Below are 16,455 nucleotides of genomic sequence, written 5' to 3' on the forward strand. Positions count from 1 at the left end.
ATCTTCACTATAGTTGTGTGAGTTAGCTCACCAACGAAGGATGCGGCAATGACTACCGAGACTCCTGCACCGCCAGCCACCAGCGAACTGCTGGCAACTGTGGGGAACAAGGTGCGCACCATGCGCAAGGCAAAGGGCATGACCCTCGCCCAGCTCTCGGACATCACCGGCCTCAGCCAGGCGATCGTCAGCCAAATCGAACGCGGAATGGCCAACCCTTCCTTCACCACCCTCGCCCAATTGGCCCACGGCCTGGACATCCCCGTAGGGAGATTCTTCATTGGCCAGGACCAATCCACCTCACCGGTGGTCCGCAGATCCGAGCGACGCAACCTGAAGAACGTCACCCGCGAATCCGTGGGCGAAGCCGTACACGAACTGCTGACTCCCAACCGCGACGGAAGCATCGAAGCGCAGTGGATCAGCACGCCCCCAGGGCACGACACCAGCGCAACCCCTTTTACCCACAGCGGTGAAGAGTTCTGCTACATCATCTCCGGCCGTAAGGACGTCTATCTGGACGGCGTCTGCTACAGCCTGGAAGAGGGCGACTCGATCACCTACTCCTCAGAGATCCCCCACTGGTACAAAAACAGCTACGAAGAGGTATGCGTAGCCATCTGGGTCAACGCACCACACGCGTGGTAACACTGCTGCCCCTCAACGGCGCCAGCGTTTTCCCTTAACTGTCCGGACACGAACCGTGGCCGCAGACAATCCTTGCCACTTTCGCACAACACGCCTCCTCCGACAGGCGTTCCTGCGTCATACCCTCCCACGCCCTCCGGGGCGTCAGCGTAAGGACACTTCCATGCTCAACACCCAAACGACGGACAACGCCGTCCCGTCACCAAGCACCAGCCACTCCTCCCCCACAAAGAACCCAAAGTTCACTCCCCAGGTCCGCAAAGGACTCTTGGGCCTGGGCCTCGGCAACGCCCTTGAATGGTACGACTGGATGGTCTTCGGCCTCCTGTCAGCCTTCATCGGACCGAACTTCTTCCCCAACACCGAGCCACTCTCCGCCACGCTGAACGCACTGGCCGTGTTCGCCGTCGGGTTCGCCTTCCGACCCCTGGGCGGCATATTGCTGGGGACGCTCGCAGACCGGATCGGCCGGCGTCGGGTCATGCTGTTGTCCATCATGCTCATGGCCGGCACCACGCTGATCATTGCCATCACGCCGAACTACGCCACCATCGGTGCTTGGGCCGGCATCATCCTGCTCGTGTGCCGCGTCCTGCAGGGCATCTCCACAGGAATCGAAGCCCCGCTCTCCACCTCCCACGCTGTAGAGCTTGCCCCGGAAGGCCGCGAAGGCTACGTGGCCGGCATCATGTCCTTCTACGTGAACATCGGCATCCTGCTGGCCTCGCTGGTGAGCTTCCTTTGCAGCCTTGTCCTCGGCGGCGCGGCCATGGCCGATTGGGGCTGGCGTGTACCGTTCATCATCGGCGCTGCCTTCGGTTTTGTGGTTCTCTACCTCCGCCGCTCCCTGCCGGAAACCCTCAAGGCCGAGGAAATGGCCACGAACACTCCGCGTGCCGTGTGGTCCGGGGTCCGTAAGCACTGGCTCTCCGTGCTTGCCATCATCTTCGTGGTGGGTGCAGCACAGGCATACAACTACGCCTGGAACGTTGGCCTTCCCACCGCAGCCCGCAGCGGTTTCAAGGAAGATCCCACCGCGGTCTTCGCCCTCACCACCATCCTGGCCATCATCCTCGTAGTGGGCAGTTGGATCATCGGCAAGCTGGCCGACGGCAAAGCAATGTCCCGCTGGTTCCTGGTGACCCGCATCCTCGCCATCCCGTCCGTGTTCCTCATGCTGATGTACGTCCAGCCGGGCATTGGCGGATTCGCAGCAGTCCTCCTGGGTGGCTCGATCGTTCTGGTCCTGAACATGACCCTCTATAACGTGATCAGCTCATCCCTGATGCCCAAGAACATCCGGGGCACCGGCGTCGCCCTGGGTTATGGCATCGGCGTGGCGCTCTTCGGTGGCACCGCCTCCTACCTTCTGGTCTGGTTCCAGTCCCTGAACCTCACCTGGATCTTCCCGGTCTACGTGGCCGTCCTCTCCACCCTCAGCATCGTTTTCTACCTCGCCGCACGCCGCTCCAACGGCATCTTCGTCGGAAAGTAAGGAACCTCCCGTGAACACTCCCGCACTGAACACGCTTGAACTCAGCACTACGACGGCGGACCTCACCGCCCCGGTCATCTCACGATCCGACGTCCTGGTAGTCGGCGGTGGTCCCGCAGGCGTCGCCGCGGCGGTTACCGCCGCCCGCTCAGGAGCCAAAGTCACGCTCCTGGAACGCTACTCATCCTTGGGCGGCCTGGCTTCCGGCGGTATGGTCCTGGTTCTCGATGACATGATCAACGGCCAGGAAATCACCGTCACCGGCATAGTCTCCGAATACGTGGAGCGCTTGCAGAAGCTTGGCCTGGCAATCGTCCCGCCCGCGGATGACCGCAAAACGTCCGAGGAACTCTGGAACAAGTGGGGCCGCTACGGGACCTTCGATTTCCACTCACACACCAACCCCAAGCCCATCTGCTACGCCGCGGCTTTCGATCCCGACGGCTGGAAGCGCGTCTCCAACGACCTCGTTCGCGAGGCCGGCGTGGACCTCCGCCTGCACTCCTGGTTCTCCCGGCCCATCGTGGACAACGGCGTGATCAAGGGCGTCATCTGCGAAACGAAACTCGGCCCGCAGGCCTTCATGGCCGACGTCGTGATCGACACCACCGGGGACATTGACGTCGCCTCCCGCGCCGGCGCCAGCTATGCCAAGGACAACTACCTCACCACGCTGGTCTTCCGCCTCGGCAATGTGAACACCAAGGCAGCCGAAGCCTTCGAACAGGCGAACCCCAAGGAAGCGCGGGCCATCAACCGCAAGATCAAGCGCCTCCTCGGCGGGGCCTGGGAACTCTGGTGGCTCAAGACCCCCATCGACGGCGTGGTCTGGTGCAACGCCCCGCACATGAGTGGATTCGACGGCGTTGACCCGGCGGACATGACTGCTGCTGAGTTCGCCGCCCGGGACCGCATCTCCGAGGCCGTAGAGTACGTCCGCGCCAACCTGCCTGGCTTCGAAAACTGCTACATGCTGGACGTCGCCTCCCAGATGGGCGTCCGCCAGACCCGGCTCCTGCAGGGCGAGTACGTCATGACCAAGGACGACGTCACCCAGCGCCGCCACTTCGCGGACACCGTTGCCCGGGGCCGTGACTACTACTACCCGTACCGCTCGCTGCTCCCCAAGGAAGTGGACCAGCTCCTGGTCGCCGGCCGCCATTACTCCGCCACCCCCGAGGCACAGAAAATGTCGCGCGAGATTCCACCCTGCATGGCAATGGGACAGGCCGTCGGCGTTGCAGCGGCCCTCGCCGTAGAAAACAACGTGTTGGTCCGCGACGTCTCGGCGCTGGATATCCAGCAGGGTATGCGGCGGCATGGTGCAGACCCAGGCGACGTCCCGTCATCGAACGCTACCGTGGACATCGACGTGGACGCAGTGGTGCCGGCATGAGCACCGTTCTCCTCGACCAGACTGAAAGCACGACGACGTCCCCCGCCACCGCTGCCACCGGCGCCTCAGTTGCTTCGGCAGTTACCCCGCTGCCGCTGGACGGCATCAAGATCGTGGACTTCACGCAGGTGTTCATGGGCCCGTCCTGCACGCAGTTGCTTGGCGACTACGGCGCAGACATCATCAAGGTGGAACGTCCCGGCGCCGGCGATATTTCACGCAATTCGTTCCCTGACCAGGACGGCCAGGACAACCCGATCTTCCTGTCCATCAACCGGAACAAACGCAGCGTCTCCGTGGACACCCGTACCGACGAAGGGCGTGAAGTGCTGCACCGGCTCATCGCTGATGCGGACGTAGTGGTCAGCAACTTCCGCTCCGGAGTCATGGAACGGATGGGCTTCGGCTACGAGGACCTGAAAGCTGCGAACCCGGGAATCATCTGGGCCTCCGGCACCGGCTTCGGCCCGGAAGGGCCCTACGCCCATAAAGGTGGCCAGGACGCGATCGCGCAAGCGTATTCGGGAGTGATGTGGCGACGGGAATCCGATGACGCCAAACCCTCCATCTACCCCACCACGCTGTGCGATTACATCACCGGCATGCACCTCATGCAGGGCATCCTTCTGGCGCTGCGAACACGCGAGGCATCGGGGGTGGGCCAGAAGGTGGAGGTAACGATGTACGACTCCATGCTGCACCTGCAGATGCAGGAAGCGTGCATGCAGCTCAACCGGGGCTACGAGGTCAACTGGGGTGCCATGCCACTGAGCGGTGTCTTCGAAACCACCGACGGCGCCGTGTGCATGGTGGGTGGTTTCACGCCCGATCCCCTGGCCAGGATTTCTGAAGCACTTGGCCTGGACGAGGACCTCACCCAGCGGTCCGAATTCTCCAACCTTGAGCAGCAATTCAAGAACAAGCCGGCACTGCAGGCCATCTTCCGCGAGCGCATCGCCACCAATACCACCGAGTATTGGACACACCAGCTTGAGGAGCAGGGGCTGCTGAATGCTCCCGTGCACACCTTGGAACAGGCCTTGGCGGATGCGCAAACAGAGGCCAACGGGATGATCGTGGAAGCAGAGCACCCCGGCGTCGGCACTGTCCGTATGCTGAACGCTCCCATCCGGCTCTCCGCTACTCCGCCCACCATCCGGCGGGCTGCACCGCGCCTCGGTGAGCACAATGTGGAGGTCCTGCTGGAGAACGGCTTCGACCAAGAGACGATCGAGCGCCTGCAGCAGCTGGGGGTATTGCGGTGACCACTGTTGTGGAGGCTCCCGTGGATGCCGTCACCCTGACAATCGAGAACCACGTGGCCACGGTGGTCATCGATCGTCAGCACGTCCTCAATGCCGTGGATGCCATCACGCATGCACGGCTCAACGAGATCTGGGCCCAGCTTGAGCAGGACCCGTCCGTACGTGCGGTTGTCATCACCGGTGCTGGGTCCCGCGCCTTCTGCGTTGGTGCTGACATGTCGGCGTCGGCCGTAGACAAGACCGGCCTGGAGTATTGGGCCGGACTGGATCCCAATGGCTTCGGTGGCCTGAGCCTGCGCACCAGCTTGGACATCCCGGTCATCGCCCGCGTCAACGGCTACGCCCTTGGCGGCGGCATGGAAATTGTGCTGGGTGCCGACATCGTGGTGGCAGCCGACACCGCGAAGTTCGGCTTGACGGAACCTCGGGTTGGGCGATTAGCGCTCGACGGCGGCATCCACCAGTTGGTGCGGCGGGTCCCGTATACCCAGGCCATGGGGATGCTCCTGACGGGCCGCAAGGCAGACGCTGCCGAGATGCAGTCCATGGGACTTGTCAATGAGGTAGTCCCTGCAGAAGAGCTCGACGCCGCTGTGCAGCGTTGGGTGGACCAGGTCCTTGCGTGCGCACCCACCTCGGTCCGCGCGGTGAAGCAGATGGTCACCCAGACGTCCCACTTGACGGCCCCCGAAGCCCGCGGCCTACGACTGCCGGCTCTTATGGCCGCGCTGGACAGCGAAGACTCCGCCGAGGGAGTGCGTGCTTTCCAGGAAAAGCGCGCGCCGATCTGGCCGGGGCGTTGAACGGCTCAGTGATCCGGCACGACCGCTGACCCGCCTCGCCAACAAAATCCATATCGAAGGAAGTAAAGGAGATACCGATGCCGCCATCAGTCGCGCCCGAATCCCTGAACCATAAATCTTTGGCTCCAGGAGTGTGGGGCGTTGTTGCCACACCATTCCAGGGCAGCACGCTGGACGTGGACCTGGACAGTTTGTCCGAGCTCGTGGAGCATTACGAGACCATCGGCGCCACGGGACTCACCGTACTGGGAGTCTTCGGCGAAGCAGCCGCACTGACGGCTGAGGAACGCCGGCAAGTGCTGGAGACCGCCGTCGAATGCACCGAGCTGCCGTTGGTGGTGGGCGTGACCGCCCTGGCCACCCGGCCCGCCATCGAGGAAGTCCGGGCAGCCCAGGACGTTGCCGGAGAACGCCTGGCTGCTGTGATGGTGCAGGCTAACTCGGGCAAGCCCGAGACGGTGATTGCGCACTTGGATGCCATCCACCGGGCTACTGGCGCCAAAGTGGTCCTCCAGGACTATCCGTTGGCGAGTGGGGTCACTATCTCGAGACCCGCACTGATCAAGGCAGTGGCCTCTTGCGACTTCGTCATTGCCGTCAAGGCCGAAGCACCGCCCACCAGCGTCGCGATCGCGGAGCTGAGTGTCGGCGTCGGGGTTTCAGTCTTTGGTGGCCTCGGTGGGCAGGGACTGCTGGATGAACTGATGGCTGGGGCGGCAGGCGCGATGACCGGTTTCTCCTACCCTGAAGCCCTCATAGGATGTGTGCGGGCATGGCAGCAGGATGGCTACGAAGCAGCCCAGCGCGAACTACTCCCCTATCTCCCGCTGATCAACTTTGAGCAGCAGGCGAAGGTAGCGCTGGCTATTCGCAAGGAGTGCCTGCGCGAACGGGGCCTCATCAAAGACTCCGGTGTTCGCGCCCCTGCAGCGGGTTTCCCCGAAGCCCTGCGCGGGAGTATGGGCATGCATCTTCGTGAGGCGGCTGCTGCCCTTGAAAATGCCGCCGCCCCGGTAAGGAGCTTCTGATGGATCTGGGAATTGCGGGCAAGACAGCGTTGGTCGCCGCTTCCACGGGTGGTCTGGGCCTGGCCGTGGCCCGTGCCCTGGCAGCCGAAGGCGTGCGCGTGGCGATCGTGGGCCGTCGTCGGGACCGTGCCAAGGAGATCGTCGCTGAACTACAGGCCGCGTACGGGACTGGAACTGCCGGCGCCTACGGGGATGGTGTTTCCGGCATAGTCACCAAGGGCTTCGACGCCGTGGCGATCGAGGCTGACCTGACCACGCCCGAGGGCATCGAATCGGCGGTGGAACAGACGGTCGCTGACTTGGGACCGATCGACATCCTGGTCCTCAACGGCCCCGGCCCCAAACCCGGCGCCGCAGCCACACTGAGCTCCGATGACATCGCGGCGGCGTTTGATCTGTTGGTCAAACCTCAGCACGCCTTGGTTTCCCAGGTGCTTCCGGGGATGCGGGAACGGCGATGGGGCCGGATCCTGGCTATCGGATCCAGCGGTGTGACAGCCCCGCTTCCCAACCTCGCCGTCTCCAACACCGGACGTGCTGCCCTGGCCGGTTACCTCAAGACCCTCGCTGCCGAAGTGGCCCTGGACGAGGTCACCGTGAACCTGCTCCTGCCTGGCCGCATCGCCACCGACCGGGTCACCCAACTTGACCACGCCGCCGCCAAGCGACGCGGTACCACTCTGGAAGACATCCAGCTCGAATCCCGCAAGACCATTCCCGCCCGGCGCTATGGAGAACCTGCCGAGTTCGGCGCCGCTGCCGCCTTCCTGTGCAGCGCGCCGGCGTCGTACATCACCGGCGTCGCGCTCAGGTGCGACGGCGGCCTGATCCGCAGCCTTTAGCCTCCCCCTCAAATCCGATAGGAACATCATGACTTCCACAGCAGTTGACCCCCAGTCGATCACCGACCCGCAGACGATGACCGCCCAGCACCTCATCAATGGCCAATGGCTCGGAGACTCGGACACGCAGCGAATGAATCCCGCCCGGCCAGGCGAACTCGCAGCGCTCTCACCCAGCGGCACCGTCCAGGACGTGGACTCCGCCATCACTGCCGCCGTCGCAGCCCAGCCGTCATGGGCGGCCCTGCCAGCACCAGCCCGGGGCGCCATCCTCATCGCGGCCGGAAACCTGCTCAACGAGCGCCGGCACGCCATCGCTGAGGACCTTGTCCGTGAGGAAGGAAAGACACTCGCGGAGGCAAAGGGTGAGGTCAAGCGTGCCTCGGACGTGCTGCGCTTCTTCGGCTCGCTGGGCTGGGCGGCAACCGGCGAAGTCCTGCCCAGCGGCCTGCCAGATACCACCATCACGACGCGTCGCGAACCGTTGGGCGTGGTGGGACTCATTACCCCGTGGAACTTCCCCATCGCCATTCCTGCATGGAAAACCGCGCCTGCCCTGATCAGCGGCAACGCCGTGGTGATCAAACCGGCCGAGCTCACTCCGTTGTCCACGACGCACTTGGCGCGTGCCCTGCAGGACGCCGGACTGCCCCCCGGCGTGTTCAACGTGGTGCACGGCAAGGGCCGCGTGGTGGGCGACGCGCTGGCGCGGGACCACCGCATCGCCGGTTTGTCGTTCACGGGTTCCACCAATGTTGGCCTTGGTTTGCAGGAGATCCTCAACGCCCGGCGCGCCCGCGTCCAGCTCGAAATGGGCGGCAAAAATGGCGTGCTGGTGCTGGATGACGCCGACCCCCGCAAAGCTGCGCAGGTAGTAGCGGCTGGCGCATTCGGCCTGACGGGCCAGGCGTGCACAGCGACGTCCCGCGTCTACGTGACGCCCGGCATCCGGGCCGCCTTCCTCGATGCCTTGGTTCAGGAGGCCGCCGCCTACACCACCGGCGACGGACTTGATGGCGACGCCCGGATGGGCGCTGTGGTGAGCAGGCAGCAATTCGAGCAGGACCAGGCAGCGGTGCGTACCGCCGTCGAACGCGGTGCCACACTTCTGCACGGACAGTACGACGGCGACCCCAGCGGCGCGCTGTTCTTCCCGGCGGCGATTCTCACCGGATTGCCCTTCGACGACGCAGCCGTGACGGAAGAGATCTTCGGTCCAGTGGTGGCGATTCTCGAAGTGGCCGACTACGAAGCTGGCCTCGCCGCCATCAATGATTCCCGCTACGGGCTCACCGCCGGCATCTGCACGGACTCGCTTGCCCTCGCCACGGACTTCGCTGCCAGGGCACAGGCAGGCGTCGTGAAGATCAACCGGCCCACTGCCGGGCTGGACCTGAACGTCCCCTTCGGCGGAGTGAAGGATTCCTCCACCAACACCTTCCGCGAGCAAGGCAGGTCCGCCCTGGACTTCTACACCTGGGGCAAGACCGTCTACACCGGTGTTTAGTGCGCCATGAGCTACGTGATCGCACAGCCCTGCGTGGATGTTAAGGACAAGGCGTGCATTGACGAATGCCCGGTGGATTGCATCTACGAGGGCGAACGCTCGCTCTACATCCACCCGTCCGAGTGCGTTGACTGCGGGGCATGCGATCCCGTGTGCCCCGTAGAGGCGATCTACTACGCGGACGATGTCCCTGACGAATGGGCAGACTACGTCGGGGCGAACGCGGAGTTCTTCGAGGGCGGGTTCTTCGGGGACGTGAGACGCGATCATCCTGTGGTGATCGCGGAGCCTTTGCGGGTGGGCTAAAACTACAAAAGTAAAACCGTCGTGCAGGCCAGGATCGAGTAGAGGGAGCTTCTTGATGAAAGCAATTGTTGTGACAGATCAGTCCGCCGGAATGGCCGGGCTGATGATGGCCGAACGGCCGCAGCCGTCGGCATCCATAAACGATGTCATTGTTGAGATCCATGCCTCGGGATTCGTCCCGACTGAGGTCCAGTGGCCGTCGACCTGGACTGATCGAGCCGGCCGGGATCGGACACCCTCCATCATTGGGCACGAGGTGGCCGGCGTCGTAACCTCGCTCGGCTATGGCACGACAGGGCTAACTGTGGGTCAACGCGTATTTGGCCTTGCGGACTGGCACCGAGACGGCACCTTGGCGGAGTATGTGGCGATGGAAGCACGTAACCTTGCGCCGCTGCCGGGCGACGTCGCCTTCACAGTTGGCGCGAGTCTGCCCATCTCTGGCCTGACAGCATGGCAGGGGTTGTTTATACATGGCCGCATCCAGCCGGGACAGAGTCTTCTGGCGCACGGCGCCGCTGGCGCCGTCGGAACGATGGTGACTCAGCTGGCACGTGAAGCAGGCGCCTACGTCATCGGCACCGGACGCACTGCCGATCGGCAGAAGGCACTTGACTTCGGAGCGCACGAGTTCGTCGATCTCGCCAATGACACCTTGCAAGATATCACCGGAGTTGACCTGGTATTCGATGTGATCGGGGGCGACATCCAGAAGCAGTCAGCGGCGCTGATCCGGCCCGGCGGAACGCTGGTAAGCATCACCGGGCCAGTTGAAGCCCGCCCCAGGGATGGTCTGGCAGTGGATTTCGTTGTCGAGTCGGATCGTGCGCAGCTGGGTGAGATCGTTCAGCGAATCCGAGACGGACGACTGCGGACAAACATCGGAAACATCGGCGAATTCGACGATGCGGTCAATGCCCTTAACCCTGCCGCACGCCGGAATGGGAAGACGATCATCCACGTGCGTCCGTAGGTTCGCGTCCCGCCGAAGAGACGGGTGTACTCTATCCACCGGGTGAGTGTCGCCCGTACAGCGCAGGCCTTGAGAGGAGCCGACTATGGCTGATGACAGGGTGACCCGAAAGCAGTGCCACGTGCGACGGGACCGGGGCCGGTGAACAAGAACCGGCTCGAGGCGTTCAGTGACGGCGTACTGGCCATCATCATCACCATCATGGTCCTGGAGCTGCACACCCCGGAAGCGCCAACGTGGGAGGGCGTGTCCGCAGTTCTGCCGACCCTCTTCAGCTACCTTCTGAGCTTCGTGTATGTCGGGATCTACTGGAACAACCACCACCACATGATCCACCTGGCCGGTCGAGTGAACGGCGGTATCCTCTGGGCCAATTTACACCTGCTGTTCTGGCTGTCGCTCTTCCCCTTCACGACCCGGTGGATGGATGAGTCCGGCTTCGTGCAGGTCCCCGTCCTGCTGTACGGAATCAACCTGCTGTGTGCAGCGATCGCGTACTACATCCTGGAACGTCGGCTGATCGCCGCCCAAGGCAGGGACGGGGCCCTGGCCAGGGCTCTCGGCCGGGACTGGAAAGGCAAAGCGTCCCCCGTGATCTATGCTGTCGGCATCGCCGTCACCCCGCTCGAGCCCCTTTTCGGGATCGCTATCTTCACGGTCGTGGCGCTGATCTGGCTGGTGCCGGACCGCCGGGTTGAGCACTTTGTCGCCAGGACTCATCAAAGCGATAACGGCGCCGGCTAATCGGCTAACGTCGAGGCCGGGCGTGTAGGCAGCGCCCGTTCCCATCGACGGGTGAGGCGGCGCCGCTCCCGGTGCCAGCGAGATTGGCGTCTACTCTTCGCGGTCGATCTCCAAGTAGCTGAGGCCGCTCAAATCCAGCCAATATTGGGTCGGTGTTTGGACCAATCGCAGCAGCACGCCCTGGCAGTCGCGGCACCGGACCACAATTCCGGGCGCATCCGTGAAGACCATGGCTTCGCCAAAAGCCCTGACGGAACCGCAGTGCCTGCAACGTCCCAGCGCCGCGATGATGTCGATTCGGAAGACTTCGGACAGGGCGCCAGCCGCGGCGTTCCCGTCTACATGCGAAATCGGGTCATGGGGTCCGGCTGCAATGTCCTGGTCTTCGGACTCGGGGACAGCGAAGTCGTCGGTGCTGTTCACCGGATACCTCCCGTCCCGCCAAACCGCTCGGTCTTTATCGACTCCGGCCGATAGCCGGCCATTACAAGCCAGTCCGAAACGGTCTCCACAAACACCGTCTGGCCGCAAACGAAAACATCCGGGTTCTCCTCTGTTGGGAAGATCTTGCCCAAAAGGCTCTCGGAGGTAAGGCGACCTGGCGCTGCCGGCCAGCCCTCCGGCGTCGAACGCGTGTAGACGTAATCGACCATCAGCTTGGCTGATTCCCGGTCCAAACGGTGCAGTTCGTCACGGTAAAGCACAGCTTCCGGAGCCTTAAGGGAATAGAGCAACCTGAAAGGGGCTGCCCTGTTGGACGCCTGATGGGCGCGGATCATCGACATCAGCGGCACCACACCTGACCCTCCTCCGATCAGCTGCACCGGGTTCGAATTGGCTGGCCGCCAGACAAACCAGCCGCCCACCGGTCCCCGGATTTCCAGCTGGTCCCCCACGGCCAGGTCCCGGACAAGGTAAGGCGACACTTCGCCGTCGGGCAGTTCGTCAACGGTGATTTCCAGATGCTCATCCGCACTTGCGGATGCCACCGAGTAAGACCGGATGGCTGTATACCCGTCCTCTGCGGTGAGGCGTATATCAATGTGTTGCCCAGCCAGATATCCCATCAAACCATCCACGCGCAGCCTAATGGTCCGGGCTGTGGCGTTTTCCAGTTCCCCGCCCACCACTTCAGCGACGCGCCATACAGAACTCACGGCAAAGGCCTCACGAGTACCGCTCCTCGCGCCACGGATTGCCGTGAAGATGATATCCATTCGATTCCCAGAAACCAGGAACGTCGTCCTCTGTCAGTTCCAAACCATGAATCCACTTGGCGCTTTTCCAGAAATACAAATGCGGCACCAAGAGCCGCGCCGGACCGCCATGCGCCCGTTCAAGAGGTTCGTGATCGAACTCCCAGGCCACCCAAGCCTTCCCGCCCAGGAGGTCCCACAGCGGAACATTGGTTGTGTAACCGCCGAATGAATGGGCGGTGGCGAAGTCGCGGGTGGTCTCCACGTTTTCGAAAAGCGTGTCCACCGAAACTCCACGCCACACTGTTTTCAATTTTGACCAACTGGTCACGCAGTGAATGTCTTCGGTGATCTCCTCCTGCGGCAAGGCCATGAACTCATCCCAGGACCACGCGAGCCGCTGGCCGTTCTCCGCAGTAATGAAGAACTCCCATTGATCGGCGGGAATGAGGGGAGCGGGTCCAGCGGTCAGGACGGGAAAGTCGTGTGTTTCATGCTGGCCCGGAGGTAACGCAGCATTCTCGGACCGCCGTCCACGGAAACCGGAAGCAATAATACCCATGATGCACCTCCGCGATGGAGCTCCACCGGCCAACGACCGTTGATGCCCCAACCTTAGGGCAACCTCTGGGTGTGGTCTAGGGATCGACGAGACTGAGCAACTGGTTCCTGCGTTGCCGGGGACGGACCGGGCCAGGACCACCTCCCGACAGTTTCTTATTCCTGCCCAAAAACTGCGCCAAGGCTATGGAAAACCACGGCTGCTCTTGATCCACAGGAGTCATGGTTAATCCAGCGGCAATCCAAGGAACCCGAGCCGCTGACGCGGCAGGCAATCAGCAAGACTCCGGGAGCAGGAAGAGCCATGAATCAGACAGCACGCTTGAAAAAGGCATCCGCCTTAGCGTCCGGTCAGGGTGGCTGGCTGAAATGAAACGGATAGCAGCGTGCCAACCCGTCTGCCGCCCCTCCTGCGAAGGCACTGACGTTCGCGTGTCCAGCGGCATCAGCTGCCCGGCCACGGTGTGGTGTACCCCATCGAGCGTTGCGAAAACATGGACCTCCGGTGACCGCATTCACGATGGCGGATCCGAAATCTGGCCTGACTGCCAAGACTGAAACCTGGCCCAGCTCCGCACCCGCCCTACTGACGGAAATGTCTCGTGGAATCCGAGGTCAACTTGCCGGTTATTGTTGCTACTGGGCAGACGCCGGATCCGCGCCGGCCGCTGACACAAGCGGTCCCAGCATCAGACTTCCTGGGCTGAACTCTTCACCGCATTCCCCACATGACACCACCGGTTTCAGGTCGGCCCCGCAGCTGTGCCGGTAGGAGGCGCGGGGTGTCTCGTCGCGCATCCATGTACTGCTCCACGCTGCGAGTGAAATGAGGATGGGCGCGACTTCGGACCCGGAAGTTGTGAGGTGGTACTCGTAGCGTGGGGGGCGCTCGGAGTACTGGACACGCTCGATCACGCCTTGGCTTTCGAGTGTGCGCAGGCGGCCCGTCAGGATGTCGCGGGACGCGCCGGTATTACGCGCGATCTGATCGAAGCGGTGAACGCCCAAGGACATCTCGCGAAGCGCCAGCAGCGCCCACCGCTCCCCGAGCACGTCGAGCCCCGCCGCGATGAAACACGCCCTGGGCGCATCTGCCGCTTTGTCGGTCGGCCGGTTCATCGTTCACCTGCTTTCGCTGCTTGCCTCCAGTATACAAGTCAGTTGGAAAATCAAACTCACTCCGCTACTCTGATGCTCTGAGGTCACGACAACCGCGTCGCCGCCTTCTGAGATCAGGAGAATCCATGCCACTGCTATCTGGCGCCGTCGTCCTCGTTACCGGTGCAAATGGAGGTCTGGGCCGCGAGCTAGTGGAACAGGCTCTGGCCCGGGGTGCTTCGAAGGTGTACGCGACGGCCCGCCGCCCGCAAGAGTGGAACGACTCCCGGGTGGTCCCCCTCGCGCTCGATGTCACCAACCCTGACTCGATCCGGGCCGCCGTTACCCAGGCCCAGGACGTCACCGTTCTGATCAACAACGCCGGCATGAGCGTCGAATCGGACACGTTCTTGGCCCTCCCCGACGAGAAGATCCGTGAGGTCATGGAGACCAACTTCTTCGGACCGGTCGCCTTGACCAGGGCATTCGCCCCGGTGCTCGCCGCCAGTGGGACATCAGCGGTCCTCAACATCCACTCGGCGCTCAGCTGGATCGCACTCACCGGCGCCTACAGTGCATCAAAGGCCGGGCTGTGGTCGGCGACCAACTCCTTCCGCGTGGAATTGGCCCCCCAAGGCACGCAGGTCACGGGTGTTCACGTCGGCTACATCGACACAGCCATGGCCAAGGACGTGAATGCCCCGAAGACCTCCCCCGAGGAAGTCGCGCGGAAGTCGTTCGATGGGCTCGAACAAGGTGATTACGAGGTCATCGTGGATGAGATCAGCGCCGGAGTGAAGCGCGGTCTCTCTGGCTCGATCTCGGATCTGTACCCTGTACTGGCAGCCAACATCCCGGCATGACCGCCACAAACCCTGAAAACCTACAGAGCCCTAAGGAGGCAACCCCGGTGTCGACCAACCCCTCAGCGCAACGCTCGGAAACCTTCACCTGGATTGATCCGGCAGTCGCGCTCGAACAGCTGCCACGGCTGTCGGGTCTGGACTACTTTTCCGGCCTCCGCGACGGCAGCATTGCGCCGCCGCCGATCTCTGCCCTCATGAATTTCGATCTCGTCGATGCGAGGTACGGACACGTCGAGTTCCAGTGCCTGCCGGGAGAAGCCCACTACAACCCCCTCGGAATGGTGCACGGCGGCTTGGCCTGCACACTCCTGGACACGGTGCTCGGCTGCGCGGCACACACTACCTTGGACGCAGGGATCGGCTACACCTCTATCGACCTGGCGGTGAAGTATCTGCGACCCATCACGCTTCAGAAGGGTACTCTGCGTGCAGAGGGGTCAGTCGTAAAAACCGGCTCGCGCGTAATCTTCACCGAAGGCCGCCTCAGCACCGCCGACGGAGAACTCCTCGCCACCGCCACGAGCACGCTGCTCATATTCCCCCACCAACCGGGCGCTGGGACAGCATGACGGCCTTTGTCCCGCCCGGATAGACTCTTGGCCAGCATCCGCTGATTATTGAGCACACCGGCGAGGGCGACGAAGTCGACCATGCCGCTCTGTCCGTCCGGGTTGAAGGCTGAGCACTGCCTCCCCCGAGGGACACTTCATTGCGGACCGCCAATCGACGAGCTTTTTGACAGCCCATTGACACGGGAAGTTGGCCGCCGTGTTCCTTCGATGGGTTGGTTCGGTACAGTCTGCCACGCGTACCCGATTCATTGGAGAAGACGTGAAAGCGATTGTGTACGAGGAGACAGGTTCGTCCTCAGTGCTGAAGTTTCAGGACAAGCCGCTGACTGACCCCGGCGCGGGTTACGTTCGGGTTCGCATGGTCGTCTCCGGGGTGAACCCCACCGACTGGAAGGCCCGGGCAGGCGGAGGAGGAAACATCCCGCTGGAAGCACCGAAGGTTCCTAACCAGGACGGCGCCGGCGTGATCGACAAGATCGGCTGCGGAGTGACAGGACGCAGCATCGGCGACCGCGTCTGGCTCTGGGACGTCGCCTGGGTCAGCCATGAGGGCACAGCACAGGAGTATGCGGTTGTACCAGCGGCCAAAGCAGTGGCGCTTCCGGACGCTGAATCCTTCGACACCGGGGCGTCCATCGGCATCCCCGCCCTGACAGCGCATCGGGCGCTGAACTCGCACGCCTCGCCGGAGCCCATATCATCGTGAACTACCGCACCGACGACGTCGTGGCTGCCGTCCGTCGCTCCGCCCCCGGCGGGGTCGACACCATCGTTGACGTAAACGCTCCAGCCAACATCGATTCCGACGTGCAGGTGCTCAAGCCAAGCGGAACCATAGCCATCTATGCGGCGAATCCCGGGGAACCAGTGACGGTTCCCCTCCGTGAAAGCATCACGAAGAACGTCCGATACCAGTTCATCCTCACTTACACGGTGACGGACGAGCAGAAACAGCACGCCGTGGCCGCCGTCTCTGAGGCGCTGAAGGCCGGTGCGTTGCGCGTCGGCGAAGAGCACGGCCTGCCGCTGACCCGCTTCCCACTCGAAGATACCGCCGCGGCACATGACGCCGTGGAGCAGGGCACCATCGGGAAGGTGCTCATCGACGTCGCACCATCATCCTGAGACTCCCCACGGCCTCCCGGGAAGTAGGGC

General features: G+C 63.1%; 17 protein-coding genes and 1 pseudogene. 14 read left to right on the top strand and 4 right to left on the bottom strand.

Annotated elements, in window-relative coordinates; translation table 11 throughout:
* Window positions 1-48 precede the first annotated feature (48 nt).
* The 11 genes from ABIE18_RS15410 (at window position 49) to ABIE18_RS15460 (ending at window position 11,007) form a co-directional block, all read left to right on the top strand.
* Window positions 49-648 carry a helix-turn-helix domain-containing protein gene (locus tag ABIE18_RS15410; protein WP_223936112.1) on the top strand — a complete coding sequence of 200 codons (600 nt, stop codon included), beginning with the start codon at window positions 49-51 and terminating at the stop codon, window positions 646-648.
* A 163-nt stretch (window positions 649-811) separates the two neighbouring features.
* The gene (locus tag ABIE18_RS15415; protein ID WP_499723552.1) at window positions 812-2,143 is read left to right on the top strand and encodes an MFS transporter; all 1,332 of its coding nucleotides are present in this window, start codon (window positions 812-814) and stop codon (window positions 2,141-2,143) included.
* 10 nt (window positions 2,144-2,153) lie between these two features.
* Window positions 2,154-3,539, top strand: a complete 1,386-nt coding sequence (locus ABIE18_RS15420; RefSeq protein ID WP_499723553.1) for an FAD-dependent oxidoreductase — start codon at window positions 2,154-2,156, stop codon at window positions 3,537-3,539.
* On the top strand, window positions 3,536-4,804 hold the full coding sequence (locus tag ABIE18_RS15425) for a CaiB/BaiF CoA transferase family protein (protein ID WP_499723554.1): 1,269 nt from the start codon (window positions 3,536-3,538) through the stop codon (window positions 4,802-4,804). Before ABIE18_RS15420 ends, ABIE18_RS15425 begins: the two co-directional genes overlap by 4 nt.
* Window positions 4,801-5,607, top strand: a complete 807-nt coding sequence (locus tag ABIE18_RS15430; RefSeq protein WP_499723555.1) for an enoyl-CoA hydratase-related protein — start codon at window positions 4,801-4,803, stop codon at window positions 5,605-5,607. Before ABIE18_RS15425 ends, ABIE18_RS15430 begins: the two co-directional genes overlap by 4 nt.
* A 77-nt stretch (window positions 5,608-5,684) precedes the next feature.
* On the top strand, window positions 5,685-6,635 hold the full coding sequence (locus ABIE18_RS15435) for a dihydrodipicolinate synthase family protein (protein ID WP_499723556.1): 951 nt from the start codon (window positions 5,685-5,687) through the stop codon (window positions 6,633-6,635).
* Complete coding sequence (locus tag ABIE18_RS15440) at window positions 6,635-7,477, top strand: SDR family oxidoreductase (RefSeq protein ID WP_499723557.1); 843 nt, start codon at window positions 6,635-6,637, stop codon at window positions 7,475-7,477. The genes ABIE18_RS15435 and ABIE18_RS15440 overlap by 1 nt, the downstream gene beginning before the upstream one ends.
* A gap of 28 nt (window positions 7,478-7,505) precedes the next feature.
* Window positions 7,506-8,984, top strand: coding sequence for an aldehyde dehydrogenase family protein (locus ABIE18_RS15445; RefSeq protein WP_499723558.1), 1,479 nt, complete (start codon window positions 7,506-7,508; stop codon window positions 8,982-8,984).
* 6 nt (window positions 8,985-8,990) lie between these two features.
* Complete coding sequence (gene fdxA, locus ABIE18_RS15450) at window positions 8,991-9,290, top strand: ferredoxin (protein WP_499723559.1); 300 nt, start codon at window positions 8,991-8,993, stop codon at window positions 9,288-9,290.
* Between the two features lie 55 nt (window positions 9,291-9,345).
* Complete coding sequence (locus tag ABIE18_RS15455; protein ID WP_499723560.1) at window positions 9,346-10,263, top strand: NADP-dependent oxidoreductase; 918 nt, start codon at window positions 9,346-9,348, stop codon at window positions 10,261-10,263.
* A gap of 141 nt (window positions 10,264-10,404) precedes the next feature.
* Window positions 10,405-11,007 carry a TMEM175 family protein gene (locus tag ABIE18_RS15460; protein WP_499723561.1) on the top strand — a complete coding sequence of 201 codons (603 nt, stop codon included), beginning with the start codon at window positions 10,405-10,407 and terminating at the stop codon, window positions 11,005-11,007.
* A 90-nt stretch (window positions 11,008-11,097) separates the two neighbouring features.
* Here ABIE18_RS15460 and ABIE18_RS15465 read toward each other — a convergent pair whose 3' ends face one another.
* The 4 genes from ABIE18_RS15465 to ABIE18_RS15480 all read right to left on the bottom strand — a co-directional run bounded on the left by ABIE18_RS15465 (window position 11,098) and on the right by ABIE18_RS15480 (window position 13,883).
* Window positions 11,098-11,430: a DUF6510 family protein gene (locus ABIE18_RS15465; RefSeq protein WP_499723562.1), complete on the bottom strand. Its 333-nt coding sequence runs from the start codon at window positions 11,428-11,430 to the stop codon at window positions 11,098-11,100.
* The gene (locus ABIE18_RS15470; RefSeq protein ID WP_499723563.1) at window positions 11,427-12,224 is read right to left on the bottom strand and encodes a ferredoxin reductase; all 798 of its coding nucleotides are present in this window, start codon (window positions 12,222-12,224) and stop codon (window positions 11,427-11,429) included. Before ABIE18_RS15470 ends, ABIE18_RS15465 begins: the two co-directional genes overlap by 4 nt.
* Window positions 12,175-12,765, bottom strand: a complete 591-nt coding sequence (locus tag ABIE18_RS15475; RefSeq protein WP_499723564.1) for a molybdopterin-dependent oxidoreductase — start codon at window positions 12,763-12,765, stop codon at window positions 12,175-12,177. Before ABIE18_RS15475 ends, ABIE18_RS15470 begins: the two co-directional genes overlap by 50 nt.
* A gap of 635 nt (window positions 12,766-13,400) precedes the next feature.
* Window positions 13,401-13,883, bottom strand: a complete 483-nt coding sequence (locus ABIE18_RS15480; protein ID WP_499723565.1) for a winged helix-turn-helix transcriptional regulator — start codon at window positions 13,881-13,883, stop codon at window positions 13,401-13,403.
* 125 nt (window positions 13,884-14,008) lie between these two features.
* Here ABIE18_RS15480 and ABIE18_RS15485 point away from each other — a divergent pair, with 125 nt between their 5' ends.
* The 3 genes and pseudogenes from ABIE18_RS15485 to ABIE18_RS15495 all read left to right on the top strand — a co-directional run bounded on the left by ABIE18_RS15485 (window position 14,009) and on the right by ABIE18_RS15495 (window position 16,425).
* Window positions 14,009-14,725: an SDR family oxidoreductase gene (locus tag ABIE18_RS15485; protein WP_499723566.1), complete on the top strand. Its 717-nt coding sequence runs from the start codon at window positions 14,009-14,011 to the stop codon at window positions 14,723-14,725.
* Complete coding sequence (locus ABIE18_RS15490; protein ID WP_499723567.1) at window positions 14,722-15,297, top strand: PaaI family thioesterase; 576 nt, start codon at window positions 14,722-14,724, stop codon at window positions 15,295-15,297. Before ABIE18_RS15485 ends, ABIE18_RS15490 begins: the two co-directional genes overlap by 4 nt.
* Before the next feature lie 262 nt (window positions 15,298-15,559).
* Window positions 15,560-16,425 (top strand): annotated as a pseudogene (locus tag ABIE18_RS15495) (NADPH:quinone reductase).
* The last annotated feature ends 30 nt before the right edge of the window (window positions 16,426-16,455 follow it).

This window comes from Arthrobacter sp. 2762, from assembly GCF_040548745.1.
Taxonomy (GTDB): Bacteria; Actinomycetota; Actinomycetes; order Actinomycetales; family Micrococcaceae; genus Arthrobacter.

Coding starts and splice junctions, on each gene's coding strand:
- ABIE18_RS15410 (WP_223936112.1), top strand. CDS start 49: ATGACTACCGAGACTCCTGCACCGCCAGCCACCAGCGAACTGCTGGCA.
- ABIE18_RS15415 (WP_499723552.1), top strand. CDS start 812: ATGCTCAACACCCAAACGACGGACAACGCCGTCCCGTCACCAAGCACC.
- ABIE18_RS15425 (WP_499723554.1), top strand. CDS start 3,536: ATGAGCACCGTTCTCCTCGACCAGACTGAAAGCACGACGACGTCCCCC.
- ABIE18_RS15435 (WP_499723556.1), top strand. CDS start 5,685: ATGCCGCCATCAGTCGCGCCCGAATCCCTGAACCATAAATCTTTGGCT.
- ABIE18_RS15440 (WP_499723557.1), top strand. CDS start 6,635: ATGGATCTGGGAATTGCGGGCAAGACAGCGTTGGTCGCCGCTTCCACG.
- ABIE18_RS15445 (WP_499723558.1), top strand. CDS start 7,506: ATGACTTCCACAGCAGTTGACCCCCAGTCGATCACCGACCCGCAGACG.
- fdxA (WP_499723559.1), top strand. CDS start 8,991: ATGAGCTACGTGATCGCACAGCCCTGCGTGGATGTTAAGGACAAGGCG.
- ABIE18_RS15455 (WP_499723560.1), top strand. CDS start 9,346: ATGAAAGCAATTGTTGTGACAGATCAGTCCGCCGGAATGGCCGGGCTG.
- ABIE18_RS15470 (WP_499723563.1), bottom strand. CDS start 12,224: ATGGATATCATCTTCACGGCAATCCGTGGCGCGAGGAGCGGTACTCGT.
- ABIE18_RS15475 (WP_499723564.1), bottom strand. CDS start 12,765: ATGGGTATTATTGCTTCCGGTTTCCGTGGACGGCGGTCCGAGAATGCT.
- ABIE18_RS15480 (WP_499723565.1), bottom strand. CDS start 13,883: ATGAACCGGCCGACCGACAAAGCGGCAGATGCGCCCAGGGCGTGTTTC.
- ABIE18_RS15485 (WP_499723566.1), top strand. CDS start 14,009: ATGCCACTGCTATCTGGCGCCGTCGTCCTCGTTACCGGTGCAAATGGA.
- ABIE18_RS15490 (WP_499723567.1), top strand. CDS start 14,722: ATGACCGCCACAAACCCTGAAAACCTACAGAGCCCTAAGGAGGCAACC.